Origin of the sequence: Enterococcus sp. 3C7_DIV0644 (assembly GCF_002141235.1) — a bacterium.
Classification (GTDB): domain Bacteria; phylum Bacillota; class Bacilli; order Lactobacillales; family Enterococcaceae; genus Enterococcus_D; species Enterococcus_D entomosocium.
In genome coordinates this window covers 310,941-324,147 of the sequence record NZ_NGLK01000001.1, presented here as the reverse complement: position 1 = coordinate 324,147, position 13,207 = coordinate 310,941, and the positions used below count along the sequence as shown (strand labels likewise).

The 13,207-nt window shown below is 43.1% G+C and carries 11 protein-coding genes; 10 read left to right on the top strand and 1 reads right to left on the bottom strand.

Going from position 1 to position 13,207, the window contains the following annotated elements; all coding sequences use genetic code 11:
• The first annotated feature begins 12 nt into the window (after positions 1-12).
• The 5 genes from A5877_RS01575 (at position 13) to recO (ending at position 4,864) form a co-directional block, all read left to right on the top strand.
• Positions 13-2,214: an HD family phosphohydrolase gene (locus tag A5877_RS01575; RefSeq protein ID WP_016612212.1), complete on the top strand. Its 2,202-nt coding sequence runs from the start codon at positions 13-15 to the stop codon at positions 2,212-2,214.
• Entirely contained in the window at positions 2,214-2,690 is a 477-nt protein-coding gene (gene ybeY, locus A5877_RS01570; RefSeq protein ID WP_086316209.1) for an rRNA maturation RNase YbeY, read from the top strand. Before A5877_RS01575 ends, ybeY begins: the two co-directional genes overlap by 1 nt.
• Positions 2,674-3,063 (top strand): diacylglycerol kinase family protein, encoded by a 390-nt coding sequence (locus A5877_RS01565; RefSeq protein WP_176273390.1) that lies wholly within the window; start codon positions 2,674-2,676, stop codon positions 3,061-3,063. Before ybeY ends, A5877_RS01565 begins: the two co-directional genes overlap by 17 nt.
• Before the next feature lie 34 nt (positions 3,064-3,097).
• Positions 3,098-3,997: a GTPase Era gene (era, locus tag A5877_RS01560; protein WP_008378264.1), complete on the top strand. Its 900-nt coding sequence runs from the start codon at positions 3,098-3,100 to the stop codon at positions 3,995-3,997.
• Positions 3,998-4,090: 93 nt separating this feature from the next.
• Complete coding sequence (gene recO / locus A5877_RS01555; protein ID WP_086316207.1) at positions 4,091-4,864, top strand: DNA repair protein RecO; 774 nt, start codon at positions 4,091-4,093, stop codon at positions 4,862-4,864.
• Here recO and A5877_RS01550 read toward each other — a convergent pair.
• Positions 4,858-5,664 (bottom strand): AraC family transcriptional regulator, encoded by an 807-nt coding sequence (locus A5877_RS01550; RefSeq protein ID WP_086316206.1) that lies wholly within the window; start codon positions 5,662-5,664, stop codon positions 4,858-4,860. The genes recO and A5877_RS01550 overlap by 7 nt on opposite strands.
• Before the next feature lie 121 nt (positions 5,665-5,785).
• On the opposite strand from A5877_RS01550, the gene A5877_RS01545 reads away from it, so the two are divergent.
• The 5 genes from A5877_RS01545 to glyS all read left to right on the top strand — a co-directional run bounded on the left by A5877_RS01545 (position 5,786) and on the right by glyS (position 13,095).
• On the top strand, positions 5,786-7,798 hold the full coding sequence (locus A5877_RS01545; protein WP_086316205.1) for a beta-galactosidase: 2,013 nt from the start codon (positions 5,786-5,788) through the stop codon (positions 7,796-7,798).
• On the top strand, positions 7,798-9,555 hold the full coding sequence (locus tag A5877_RS01540) for a beta-galactosidase family protein (protein WP_086316204.1): 1,758 nt from the start codon (positions 7,798-7,800) through the stop codon (positions 9,553-9,555). The genes A5877_RS01545 and A5877_RS01540 overlap by 1 nt, the downstream gene beginning before the upstream one ends.
• A 299-nt stretch (positions 9,556-9,854) precedes the next feature.
• Positions 9,855-10,094, top strand: a complete 240-nt coding sequence (locus tag A5877_RS01535; RefSeq protein ID WP_008378255.1) for a hypothetical protein — start codon at positions 9,855-9,857, stop codon at positions 10,092-10,094.
• A 15-nt stretch (positions 10,095-10,109) separates the two neighbouring features.
• On the top strand, positions 10,110-11,021 hold the full coding sequence (gene glyQ / locus A5877_RS01530; RefSeq protein WP_086316203.1) for a glycine--tRNA ligase subunit alpha: 912 nt from the start codon (positions 10,110-10,112) through the stop codon (positions 11,019-11,021).
• Between the two features lies 1 nt (position 11,022).
• A complete protein-coding gene (glyS, locus tag A5877_RS01525) occupies positions 11,023-13,095 on the top strand; it encodes a glycine--tRNA ligase subunit beta (protein ID WP_086316202.1) in 2,073 nt (690 codons plus the stop codon).
• Positions 13,096-13,207 lie beyond the last annotated feature (112 nt).

Sequence of the window (13,207 nt, the reverse complement as noted above, 5' to 3'; positions counted from 1 at the left end):
AGGAGGAGAACTATGATCATTCAACCACTACGGAAACTTAGAGAAAGACTCGGGAAGTTTTATTTACCAGTTTTGATGTTTCTCTTCTTTCTTTTTTCGATTGGTATCATGTACACCAGTGTCAAACAGAATAATGTCGATTATAGTGAAGGCCAGGTGGCGGAAGAAAACATTCGTGCCAATAAAACGATCGAAAACACTACTGCAACGGAACAAAAACGCAAATTGGCAGCAGAAGCGGTTCCGCCAGAGTACACCTATCAGGATACTCTAGCGCAGACACAGCACGATCGCATCGACCACCTTTTTGACTTAGTTGATTCAGTCAAAAAATCAACGGATGAGACACATGCAAAAGAAGTTGCTGAAGCGGATGAGGATGAAAACATCCCTAAACCGAGTACGGATGAATACATTGCAGCCTTAAAAAAAGAGTTTGAAAAAATGAGTGATGATGAACTCGATTTCTATCAGTCATTGACGAATAATTTTTTGTCGACATTGTTTTCATTAAGTACCGATGAATTGAATACGGTACGAACCTATGCGTTGCAGCTAGTAGACGAGCAAATGGCCAAACAGATTCGTCAAACAGAACTCAGTACTTTCCGCTCAGAGGCGGAAGACAAGATCCAATTTCTAGATGTTACTTCGGATATGGCGTCCGTTTTACGCTTCATTGTCAATCAAGGAATCGTCGTCAATGATATTCCCAATGAAAAGCGGACGGAAGAAGCGAGACAAACCGCCATGGATGCTGTTCCACCGGTAATGATCTATCAAGGGGAGATCATTGTTCGTGAAGGATCACAGATCGATGCCAACGCATTGGAAAAGCTGCAGCTTTTAGGAATGACCAATCAGACCTTCTCAGTTTTTCCATTAATCGCCTTAGTTTTAGCGACCTGCTTACAAATGCTTATGCTGTTTTATTATACAAGACAGACAAAAGATGTTGAAAAGCGAATGAACGCCGTCACTTTTTATATTTTGGCGATGGCATTCAGTATCTTGATCATGAAATTTTTCCAACTGTTCCAATCAGAATTAGTGACCTTTATTCCGCTCTTTTTCCCAGCAGCCTTTACACCGCTGATTCTAAGCATTTTCTCCAGCAGACGTTTAGGGATATTAGCCGCGATTTTCCAAGTGGTCAGTGCACTCTTCATTTACTTTGATTCCAGTGGGACCAACTTGTTGACGACTGTTTTAGTGACCTACCTTTTCTCTGGGTTAATGGGGACGATGATCAAACGAGCACGTATTGCCAGTCAAGGGAAAATCGCAGTCATGTGGGTGATCGTTTTCCCATTACTCTTAAGCATCATGCTGGTCATTTTCCAAGGAATGGATTTGGCCCGCGGCAACACATGGACAACGCTCGTCTGCGGATTGGCCGGCTCGCTTCTTAGCTATTTGCTGACGATGGGGCTGCATCCATATATCGAATTATTGGTAACGGATGAAAGTATGATCGTGTTGAATGAATTGAGTAACCCGAACCACCCGTTATTGAAGCAGTTGCTGGAAGAAGCACCAGGGACCTATCATCACAGTATGATGGTTGCTAATCTTAGCGCCAATGCTGTCGCCGAGATCGGTGGGCAAAGCTTACTGACCCGCGTGGCTTGTTATTACCATGATATTGGCAAAGTCAAACATGCCAATTTCTTCGTAGAAAATTTACCTGCTGGTGCCGAAAACCCGCATAATTTTTTGCTGCCGGAAGACAGCAAACAAATCATCTTCGGACACGTGATCGACGGAGCGGAAATTCTCGAAGAAGCCAAAATGCCGCGGATGGTGATCGATATTTGCCGTCAACACCATGGCACAACTCTGATGCGTTATTTCTATGTAAAAGCTCAAGAGCGTAATCCCGAGGTGACGGAAGAAGATTTCCGTTATCCTGGGCCAAAACCGCAGACACGAGAAGCGGGTGTCGTGAGTATCGCTGACAGTTGTGAAGCAGCTGTTCGAGCGATGGAAAATCCGACCAATCAAAAAATTCAAGAATTTGTTGCGAATCTCATCAATGATCGGATCTTAGACGGTCAATTAGATGAAACGGGACTAACGTTGAAAGAAATCCGGATGATTGAAAAATCACTGGTCAACGGACTATGCAGTACCTTCCATTCACGGATCAAATACCCAAAAATGAAATCGGAAGCAGAGAAAATGAAAGAAGAACAAGAAAGAAGAGAGCGCTAATGGAGATTACCTTTTTAGATGAGACAAATTCAGTGGGGGAAACGAAGATCAAAGAGATCGAAGGACTTCTGCAATTTGCTGCAGGACATTTAGACCTTCAAGCGGATACGGAAATGTCCGTCACGTTTATGGACAATGCAGCCATCCAAGAAATCAATCGGGAGTATCGCGGCAAAGATATGCCGACAGATGTCATCAGTTTTGCCTTCGAAGAAGAAACGGCGGAGGAGATGCCGATTATTTTTGACGAAGCCCTTGAAGAGATGCCTCGTGATCTAGGAGACATTATGATCTCCATTGAACGGGCAAAGGAACAAGCTGCTGAATATGGGCATACTTATGATCGGGAACTTGGTTTCTTGGCGTTGCATGGTTTTTTGCATATTAACGGCTATGATCATATGACACCAGAAGATGAAAAGGAAATGTTTGGATTGCAAAAGGAAATACTGGATGCCTATGGACTCAAAAGATAAGAATATTGGGAAAAATAAACAGTTTATCTCGTCAATCGAATTTGCTTTCACCGGTATAAAAACCGTCTTTAAAGAGGAACGTAATATGCGTAAACATGTTGGGTTAGGAATCGTTGCGATCATTGCAGGCTTTATTTTCCGTTTGAGTCAAATGGAATGGCTCTGGTTGCTGCTAGCTGTTTTCTTAGTCTGGATCGTTGAGATCATCAACACCGTCTTTGAAAACGTCGTAGATATGTTTACAGATTTCCATTTCCATCCTATCGGAAAAAAAATCAAAGATATGGCAGCTGGTGCCGTGCTGATGACTGCAGTTTTTGCGTTAGTCGTCGCCGCGATCATCTTCTTGCCAAAATTGCTGCAGCTCTTCTGATGCGCACCAAAACACAAGATAAAGGGGAACAACAATGACAACACACAAATCAGGCTTCGTTGCGATCGTCGGGCGGCCAAATGTTGGGAAATCAACACTACTAAATCGAGTCGTAGGACAAAAAATCGCGATCATGAGTGACAAAGCGCAAACGACCCGTAACAAAATCCAAGGGGTCTACACGACGGATGACGCACAGCTGATCTTTATCGATACACCAGGGATCCACAAACCCAAACACCGTTTAGGCGATTTTATGGTGGAAACCGCCTATAGTGCACTGCGAGAAGTTGACGTGACGCTATTTATGATCAGTGCCGATCAAAAGCGCGGCAAGGGTGATGATTTTATCATCGAACGGTTGCGTCAAAGCCAGACGCCAGTTTTCCTAGTGATCAATAAAATTGATAAAGTCCATCCGGATGCTTTATTGGCAATCATTGAAGATTACTCCTCACAAATGGACTTTGCTGAGATCGTACCGATTTCTGCAACGGAAGGCAATAATTTCGAAACGCTAATGAAACTATTGGTCGATGAAATGCCTGAAGGTCCTCAGTATTTCCCAGAAGATCAAATCACTGATCATCCGGAATACTTTATCGTTTCCGAGTTGGTACGGGAAAAAGTCTTGCTGCTGACCAGAGATGAAGTGCCTCACTCGGTAGCGGTCGTCGTTGACTCCATGAAACGAGATCATAATGACAAGGTGCATATTCAAGCGACGATCATTGTCGAACGTGACAGCCAAAAAGGCATTATCATCGGTAAAGGCGGTAAAATGCTGAAGCAGATCGGGACGAAAGCCCGTCTAGATATTGAACACTTACTAGATGACAAAGTCTTCTTGGAATTATGGGTGAAAGTTCAAAAAGATTGGCGCGACAAGCAAACCTTCTTAACGGATTACGGCTATCGTAAAGATGAGTATTAAGGAAAGGCAGATCCATCACGGTCTGCTTTAAAGAGGAAAAACTGATGCAGTTAGCGAACTGGATCAGTTTTTTTCAAGAAATGAGGTGCGACGATGAATCTTGTTGAAACAAAAGGAATTTTGCTTTTTTCAAAGGACCATAAAGAAAAAGACAAGCTAGTCAAAATCTTTACGGAATCTGCCGGGAAGCAAATGTTTTATGTCAAGGGTGCTCATCGGAAAAATAACCCCTTGGCACCAGCGTTGCTCTCCTATACTGAAGCCACCTACATGGGAACCATCAAAACGGAAGGCTTGTCCTTTTTAAACAATGCCAAAGACATCCATCCTTTTCGTACGATCCAAAGTGATATTTTTATTGCTGGTTATGCAACCTACTTGTTGAATTTGGCTGATTCTGCTATCGATGATCGGGTCTATGACCCACATCTATACCAATTTTTACATGAGGCATTGCACTTAATGGATCAAGGGAACGACGCAGAGATCATCACCAATATCTTTGAGATCCAGATTTTGCATCGTTTCGGGATCACCCCGAATTGGACCCATTGTGCCATCTGCGGAAAAACCGACGGTCGGTTTGACTATTCCTCAAAATATAGTGGCATTTTATGCGAACAACACTGGGGGATGGACGAACGTCGCTATCATGCGGATTCTCGTGCGATCCATTTTATTCGCTTATTTTCGCAAATATCCTATGAGCAGATTGCTTCGATCAAATTAAAGCCAGAAACGAAAACAGCGATTCGACAAGTGATCGATCTATTGTATGATGAATATGTGGGCATTCATTTAAAAAGTAAGAAGTTTATCGATCAGATGGGGCAATGGCAAGACGTTTTAAAACCGAAAAATCAATGATAGAGTTGGCGAAACTTCAATGGAGTTAGGCCGACTCTTTTTTTGAATAATGCGGTAAAGTGACTTGCATCTTGAAACCCCACGGCGAAGGCGGCTTGTTGAATGGGCAGATCCGGCTGTGCCACCAAAAGCTCTTTGGCACGAGCCATGCGATAGTTTAATAAGTATTGGGCGGTGGATTGTCCTAAAAAACGCTGGAACAACCGAGAGAGATATTGAGGAGAAACATAGACTAAACCAGCCAAGTCTTTGATCGTGATCGCCTGATCATAATTGGTTTCGATTTCTTGTATAACAGGGACCAGATATTGTTGAAACAAGAGGTGTTTTTCGGTTGGATTCCCAGAGCGCTCTTGCATGATCGCCAGCAAAAAACGATAACACTCACTAGAAGCCCGTAACGGATCCCAGCTTATTTTTTGGTCTTCTTTAATGCGTTGTTTGATCCAAGTCATATAGGAAAAAGTTTCAGACTCTTCAACTAAAAGATAAGGTTGACTTGTAAATTGTTTTAATATCTCAGCTGCCAAAGGTCCTTGAAAGGTAGCAAAGGAGGTTTTCCAATCTGACAAGGGATAGTAGCGATGAGGAGTGAAAGGGAAAATCAAGATGCCTTCACTGGGACGTAAAATAAAGGATTCTTGACCAAAGGTGACGCGACCTTCTCCTTGTTCTGTCTGCAGCCAATGAAAGTAAGGGTAGCCATCGGGACGAACAACGTCATCTTGTGGCCAATCGTTGCCGATACTTTCAAGCGACAAAGGCAACTGCTGGTTTGTTTGATAAAAATAAATAGGCATGTTCAACCTCCATGTTTCGAAAAGTTATAAAATAGTGTTTCATGTATTATACTACAACAAAATGAAAAGCCTTACAATAAGAGAGTAGAAATCATTTTATTTTAAAGGAGCGTTCACTTATATGACAAAATTTTTTGATCGAATTCTATTCGGCGGCGATTATAATCCAAATCAGTGGCCGAAAGAGATTTGGGAAGAAGACATTCGGATCTTTAAAAAAGCAAGTATCAATAGCGCGACCGTCAATGTTTTTTCATGGGCAAAGATCCAACCCTCTGAAAATTGTTATGATTTTGAGGAATTGGATCAAATCATCGAAAAATTAAGTACGGAGGGCTTCGACATCGTCTTAGCCACTTCCACAGCCGCTTTGCCAGCTTGGATGTTTAAGAAGTATCCGGAAGTCGCTCGCACCGATTATGATGGACGCCATCATAAGTTTGGGCAACGGCATAATGCCTGTCCCAATAGTTTGGTTTATCAAAAATACGCAGAACGTCTGGCAACGAAATTAGCCGAACGTTACGGCGAAAATCCACAAGTGACTTGTTGGCACATCAATAATGAATACGGCGGCGAATGTTATTGCGACAACTGTGAAAAAGCGTTTCGTGTTTGGCTAAAGGATAAATATCAAACGATCGAAGCACTGAATAAAGCCTGGAATATGGAATTTTGGGGTCATACTGTATATGAATGGGATGAAATCGTTCTGCCAAATGCGCTGTCAGAAGGAATCGGCTATGACAAGACGGCATTTGCAGGAATTTCTATTGACTACCGACGCTTCAACTCGGATAGCCTTTTAAAAAACTATATGATGGAGCGGGACGCTATTCGGAAAATCGATCCCACGACACCGATTACAACGAATTTGATGGGAACCTTTAAAGGACTGGATTATTTCAAGTGGGCGAAGGAAATGGACCTTATTTCGTGGGATAATTATCCAGCGTATAATACGCCATGGAGTTTAGTAGCCATGACACATGATCTAATGCGCGGCTTGAAACAACAGCCCTTTATGCTGATGGAACAAACACCCTCTCAACAAAACTGGCAACCCTATAACTCATTAAAAAAACCGGGACAAATGCGGGCGCAAAGCTACCAAACGATCGCTCATGGGGCGGACACGATCCAATATTTCCAATTGCGACGTTCCATCGGTGCTTGTGAGAAATTCCATGGAGCTGTTATCGAACATGTCGGTCATGAAGACACGCGAGTTTTCCGAGAAACGGCAGCTCTTGGTGCTGAATTAGCGCAGCTTTCAGACATTATTGGGACGCAAACTCAATCACAGGTTGCCGTGATTTTCGATTGGGACAATTATTGGGCATTAGAATATACGAGTGGTCCGACCGTTGATCTGAAGTATGTAGAACAGATCCATCGCTACTATCGTTATTTTCATGAACAAAATATTGCCGTCGACTTGGTTCCCGTGGATGCTGACTTATCAAAATACAAATTAGTCGCAGCACCTGTTCTCTACATGATCAAAGAAGGAATGCAAGAGCGGCTCACTGATTTCGTCAAACAAGGTGGTTCTTTACTTACCACGTATATGAGCGGTATCGTTGATCAATCTGACAACGTTCACTTAGGGGGCTATCCTGGGCCATTGCGGGAGTTAGCTGGCATCTGGGTGGAAGAAATCGATGCATTAGCCCCAGAACAATCAAACGGCGTTTCCTTAGTCAATGAAGAACTGACAGGAACCAGTAATTTAGTCAGCGATTTGATCCATTTAGAAACCGCCGAAGCGCTAGCGCATTACACAAGCAATTTCTATGCAGGAATGCCGGCAGTGACGAAAAATATGTTTGGCGATGGCACCGTCTATTACTTTGGTGGACAGTTGGAAGATCAGCTGCAAGATCAGCTTTTCAAAACGATTGTCGAAGAAAACGATATCACCCCAGTGATCGAGGAAGCAACAAAACTAGAAGTTGCCTGTCGTGAAAATGCAGAGGCGAAATTCTTCGTTATCATCAATTTCCACGAAGAAGCACAACCGTTGCCAGCAATGTTTGTTGGAAAGACGGATCTTCTGACGGGTGAGGTTCTTTCTTCAGAAATGATGCTGACACAATACACCACCTATATCGTCAAAGAGGAGCGTAACTGATGCGAACTTTTGCTATCGAAGATGACTTTTATCTAGACAAAAAGCCGTTCAAAGTGATCTCTGGAGCGATCCATTATTTTCGGGTCGTTCCTGAATATTGGCAAGATCGATTAGAGAAACTACGCTTGATGGGTTGTAATACTGTGGAAACCTATGTTCCGTGGAATCTCCATGAAGCACAGGAAGGCGTCTATCAATTTGAGGGGATCCTTGATTTGCGGCGATTTATCCAAACGGCACAAGAAGTAGGGCTTTATGTCATTTTGCGACCAGCACCTTATATTTGTGCAGAATGGGAATTTGGGGGACTGCCTTATTGGCTTTTGCAAGATCCCATGATGAAGCTTCGGTTTGATTATCCACCATTTATGGAAAAAATCACTCGTTATTTCGCCCATTTGTTTCCACAAGTGCGGGATCTGCAGATCACCCAAGGCGGTCCGATTTTAATGATGCAAGTAGAAAATGAATACGGCAGCTACGCCAATGATAAAGAGTATTTGCGGAAAATGGTGGCTGCGATGCGGCAACAGGGTGTAGAAACGCCGTTAGTGACCTCTGACGGACCTTGGCACGATATGTTAGAAAACGGCACTATCAAAGACTTGGCATTGCCTACGATCAACTGCGGCTCCAACATCAAGGAAAACTTTGAAAAACTTCGAAGATTTCACGGAGAAAAACGGCCACTGATGGTCATGGAATTTTGGATCGGCTGGTTTGATGCTTGGGGTGATGACCATCATCATGCAACATCAACGGCTGATGCAGTAAAAGAACTTCAGGATTGCTTGGCAGAAGGTTCTGTCAATATTTATATGTTCCATGGCGGGACCAATTTTGGCTTTATGAACGGGTCAAACTATTACGAGCGCTTAGCGCCGGATGTCACTAGCTATGATTATGATGCCTTGTTGACAGAATGGGGAGAACCTACTGCCAAATACCAAGCCTTCAAAAAAGTGATCGCTGACTATGCGGAAATTCCTGAGTTTCCCTTGAGTATGAAACTTGAGCGAAAAGCTTATGGAACATTCTCAGTGAAAGAACGAGTCTCCTTGTTTTCGACGATCGACACGATCAGTCAACCGATCATAAGGAATTACCCTTTATCGATGGAAGCCTGCAATCAAGCGACAGGTTATATCTACTATCGCTCACTGATTGGGCCTGCACGGAAGATTGCCGACTACCGTCTGATCAATACGATGGATCGTGCCCATACGTTTATCAACCAGGAACTTTTGCGCATCGATTACGATCGAGAAATCGGTCAATCCTACAGTTTCGATCTATCAGAATCAGAAAACGAGTTGGGGATCTTGGTGGAGAATATGGGGCGGGTCAATTATTCCGTTAAAATGAACCATCAGCACAAAGGCATTAAAGACGGTGTGATCATTAATGGCGCATTCCAAAGCAACTGGGAAATCTATCCCTTGCCGATGGATAATTTGCATGCCATTGATTTCCAAGGGAAATGGCAAAAAGGCCAACCAAGTTTCTCACGCTTTGAATGTGTTTTTGATGAATGTGCAGATACCTTTATCGAATTGCCGGGCTGGGGCAAAGGGTTTGTCCAAGTCAATGGTCATATGATCGGCCGTTTCTGGGAAAAAGGACCGCAGCAGCGCTTGTACGTCCCGGCGCCGTTTTTAAAAACTGGAATGAATGAGATCATTGTTTTTGAAAGTGATGGGAAAATCGCTGATGAGATCGTCTTTCATGATCAGGCGGATTTAGGTCCAGAAGGATAAAAGTTCAAATTAATCATTGACAAACCCTAGCTTCAACTACTATCATAAGGGTAATCGAATCCGTGCTATGACCGGAAGAAAGAAAGAAGACCATTCCATGAAGCGAACTTGGGAGAGTGAAAGCCAAGTTGGAACCTTATTTCGCAGGCGTCCGTGAGCATGATCAATGAAGCTGCCGACTTGTCGGAAGTAGGGTGGAACCGCGAATGTATCGTCCCTATATCTATACACTTTGTATAGATATAGGGACTTTTTTATGTTTCACACCAAGAATAGCCAAAAACAAAGGAGGTTTTTTTATGTTATTTGATATGACGATTCCAGCAAGTGCGTTTACCGAAAAAAAGCTCAAAGTATTAGCAAGTATTCCACTGCAGGTTCGCCTTTTAAAGGATGAACAGCTTTTACATGAATTTACAACGAGTCCAGACCAAATGCTTTACGACTTATCTGATATTTTAGAAGCAGATGCCGTGGTCGAAGTAAAATTGATCCCCGGATCAGTTGTCGAGTTTTATCCTGTCGTCAATGCGTTATAAGAAAGGAAGAAAAAGATGAGTAAACTAACTGTGCAAGAGATGATTTTGACTTTGCAAAAATTCTGGTCTGAAAACGGCTGTATGCTGATGCAGGCCTATGATACAGAAAAAGGGGCTGGAACCATGAGCCCATACACATTTTTACGTGCAATCGGTCCAGAACCATGGAACGCCGCTTACGTAGAACCTTCTCGCCGTCCAGCTGATGGCCGCTACGGGGAAAACCCAAATCGTTTGTATCAGCACCACCAGTTCCAAGTCGTGATGAAGCCCTCTCCTGAAAATATCCAAGAGCTTTATTTAGAAAGCTTGCGTCTTTTAGGGATCGATCCATTAGAACATGATATTCGTTTCGTCGAAGATAACTGGGAAAACCCCTCAATGGGTTGTGCAGGTCTTGGTTGGGAAGTTTGGTTAGATGGGATGGAGATCACCCAGTTTACTTACTTCCAACAAGTTGGTGGCTTAGCGTGTAAGCCAGTGACATCAGAGATCACTTACGGCTTAGAACGTCTAGCATCTTATATTCAAGAAGTTGAAAGTGTCTACGATCTTGAATGGTCTTCAGGTGTCAAATATGGTGAGATTTTCCGCCAACCTGAGTATGAACATTCAAAATACTCCTTTGAAGTCAGTGACCAAGACTTGCTTTTAGGGAACTTCGATCGTTTTGAAAAAGAAGCAAAACGCTGTATCGATGAACGCTTAGTTCATCCAGCTTACGACTATATCTTAAAATGCAGCCATACCTTCAACCTGTTGGATGCTCGTGGCGCAGTCTCCGTCACTGAACGTGCTGGGTACCTCGCACGTATCCGTAATATGGCCCGTCAAGTAGCAAAACTATTTGTAGCAGAACGGGAAAACCTCGGTTATCCATTGCTTGATCCAGAAGTGGCGCAAAAACTGATTGAGGAGGGAAAATAAGATGGCACAAAACCTATTATTAGAAATCGGCTTAGAGGAATTACCTGCGCATGTCGTAACCCCAAGTATGAAACAATTACAAGAAAAAACGGCAGCTTTCTTAGATGCTCATGCATTACCTTATACAGCGATTGAAGCTTATTCGACACCTCGTCGTTTGGCAGTCTATGTCACTGGTCTTCCTGAAAAACAAGCGGATACGCAAGAAGAGTTCAAAGGACCAGCGAAAAAAATCGCGTTAGATGAAGCAGGCAATTGGTCGAAAGCAGCTCAAGGATTTGTTCGGGGACAAGGATTGACAACCGATGACATCACCTTCCGTGAATTAAAAGGTGTTGAGTATGTCTATGTAACGAAACATACCCAAGGTCAACCAACCGTTGAGGTATTGAAAGGATTGCAGGAAGTAATCACGAGTTTGACTTTCCCAGTAACGATGCACTGGGCAGACTACGATTTTGAATATATCCGACCAATTCATTGGATCGTCGCACTCTTTGGTGAGCAAGTCATTCCTTTCCAAATCCTTGATATTGTTACCGGACGCGAGTCAAAAGGTCATCGTTTCTTAGGTGAGGCAGTCACGTTTGATCATGCGGATGACTATTTGGAGAAAATGAAGCATCAGTTTGTCATTGCTGATCCAAGCGAACGTCAACAAATGATCACCTCACAAATCAATGCGATCGCTCAAGAAAACAACTGGCGGATCGATTTAGATGAAGACCTACTCGAAGAAGTGACAAATCTGGTTGAATACCCAACAGCTTTTGTAGGGGACTTTGAAGAAAAATATCTTTCTGTACCTGAAGAAGTGTTAGTTACTTCTATGAAAGAACATCAACGCTACTTCGATGTCCGCACCCTTGATGGAGAATTGCTGCCGCATTTCATCTCTGCCCGCAACGGGGATGCCGTGAAAATTGATAATGTCATCAAAGGAAACCAAAAAGTCCTGACCGCCCGTCTAGAAGATGCTGAGTTTTTCTATAATGAGGACAAAAAATTGACCATCGACCATTGCGTGGAAAAGCTTAAGCAAGTCACCTTCCACGAAAAAATTGGCAGTTTGTATGAAAAAATGCAGCGTGTTGGATTAGCTGCACAAATCATCGGGAATACTGTTGGTTTAACACAAGAAGAACTGACTGATCTCCAACGGGCAGCTCAAATCTATAAATTTGATTTAGTGACAAATATGGTGGGAGAATTCCCTGAATTGCAAGGAATCATGGGGGAAAAGTATGCCTTGATCCAAGGAGAAAAACCAACAGTTGCCCAAGCGATTCGTGAACACTACATGCCGATCTCAGCAGAAGGTGAACTGCCGCAATCGAAAATCGGGGCTGTTTTAGCCATTGCGGATAAATTGGACAGCTTGCTTGCGTTCTTCGCTGTCGATATGGTTCCAAGTGGTTCAAACGATCCTTACGCACTCCGCCGGCAAACGTACGGAATTATCCGCATCCTAGCTGAAAAACGCTGGTATTTCCCATTTGCTCAGTTACAAGAAGAGATTCGTGAAGCTATTAATGCCCAACCGGAAATTTTTGGTATTCAACTTGCCGCAGGTCAAGAACAAGTGACCGATTTTGTGAAAAGCCGTCTGCGTCAATTCTTACTCAGCAAAAATACGCGTCATGATGTCATTGAAGCTGTTTTAGGCGCACGCCAAGCAGATATCAGTACGCTATTTGAAACGGCTCAGATGTTAAGAGAACATCTGCAAGACACCGACTTCAAACCATCGATGGAAGCCTTGACCCGAGTAATCAATTTAGCGAAAAAAGCCGAATTGGAACAAGCAGCAATTGATCCTGCCTTGTTTGAAAACGACTCTGAAACTGCCTTGTATGAAGCGGTCTTAACAGTAGAGAACAAGTTCCCACATCAAACGATGGAAGAAAACTACCAAAGCTTAGTGGCACTGCGCCCATTGATTGAAGCTTATTTTGATCAAACAATGGTCATGGTGGAAGATGAACAGATTCGCCGCAACCGTTTTGCCTTGTTGGATAAAATCGCGAAGATGAGTCTGGCAGTGGCTAGTTTAGATGCTTTGATTACAAAATAAAAAGCAGCTTGCAGTTGCACGTTTCTAAATAAAATAAGCTGGAACTGAAAGAATCAGTTCCAGTTTTTTTTCTAAGTTTCTCGATTTTTTTGTACTTAGAATTGCTTTCTTG

Bases quoted from the DNA above. Each gene is read 5' to 3' on its own strand.
- A5877_RS01575 (WP_016612212.1), top strand. From the start codon at position 13: ATGATCATTCAACCACTACGGAAACTTAGAGAAAGACTCGGGAAGTTT.
- ybeY (WP_086316209.1), top strand. From the start codon at position 2,214: ATGGAGATTACCTTTTTAGATGAGACAAATTCAGTGGGGGAAACGAAG.
- A5877_RS01565 (WP_176273390.1), top strand. From the start codon at position 2,674: ATGGACTCAAAAGATAAGAATATTGGGAAAAATAAACAGTTTATCTCG.
- era (WP_008378264.1), top strand. From the start codon at position 3,098: ATGACAACACACAAATCAGGCTTCGTTGCGATCGTCGGGCGGCCAAAT.
- recO (WP_086316207.1), top strand. From the start codon at position 4,091: ATGAATCTTGTTGAAACAAAAGGAATTTTGCTTTTTTCAAAGGACCAT.
- A5877_RS01550 (WP_086316206.1), bottom strand. From the start codon at position 5,664: ATGCCTATTTATTTTTATCAAACAAACCAGCAGTTGCCTTTGTCGCTT.
- A5877_RS01545 (WP_086316205.1), top strand. From the start codon at position 5,786: ATGACAAAATTTTTTGATCGAATTCTATTCGGCGGCGATTATAATCCA.
- A5877_RS01540 (WP_086316204.1), top strand. From the start codon at position 7,798: ATGCGAACTTTTGCTATCGAAGATGACTTTTATCTAGACAAAAAGCCG.
- A5877_RS01535 (WP_008378255.1), top strand. From the start codon at position 9,855: ATGTTATTTGATATGACGATTCCAGCAAGTGCGTTTACCGAAAAAAAG.
- glyQ (WP_086316203.1), top strand. From the start codon at position 10,110: ATGAGTAAACTAACTGTGCAAGAGATGATTTTGACTTTGCAAAAATTC.
- glyS (WP_086316202.1), top strand. From the start codon at position 11,023: ATGGCACAAAACCTATTATTAGAAATCGGCTTAGAGGAATTACCTGCG.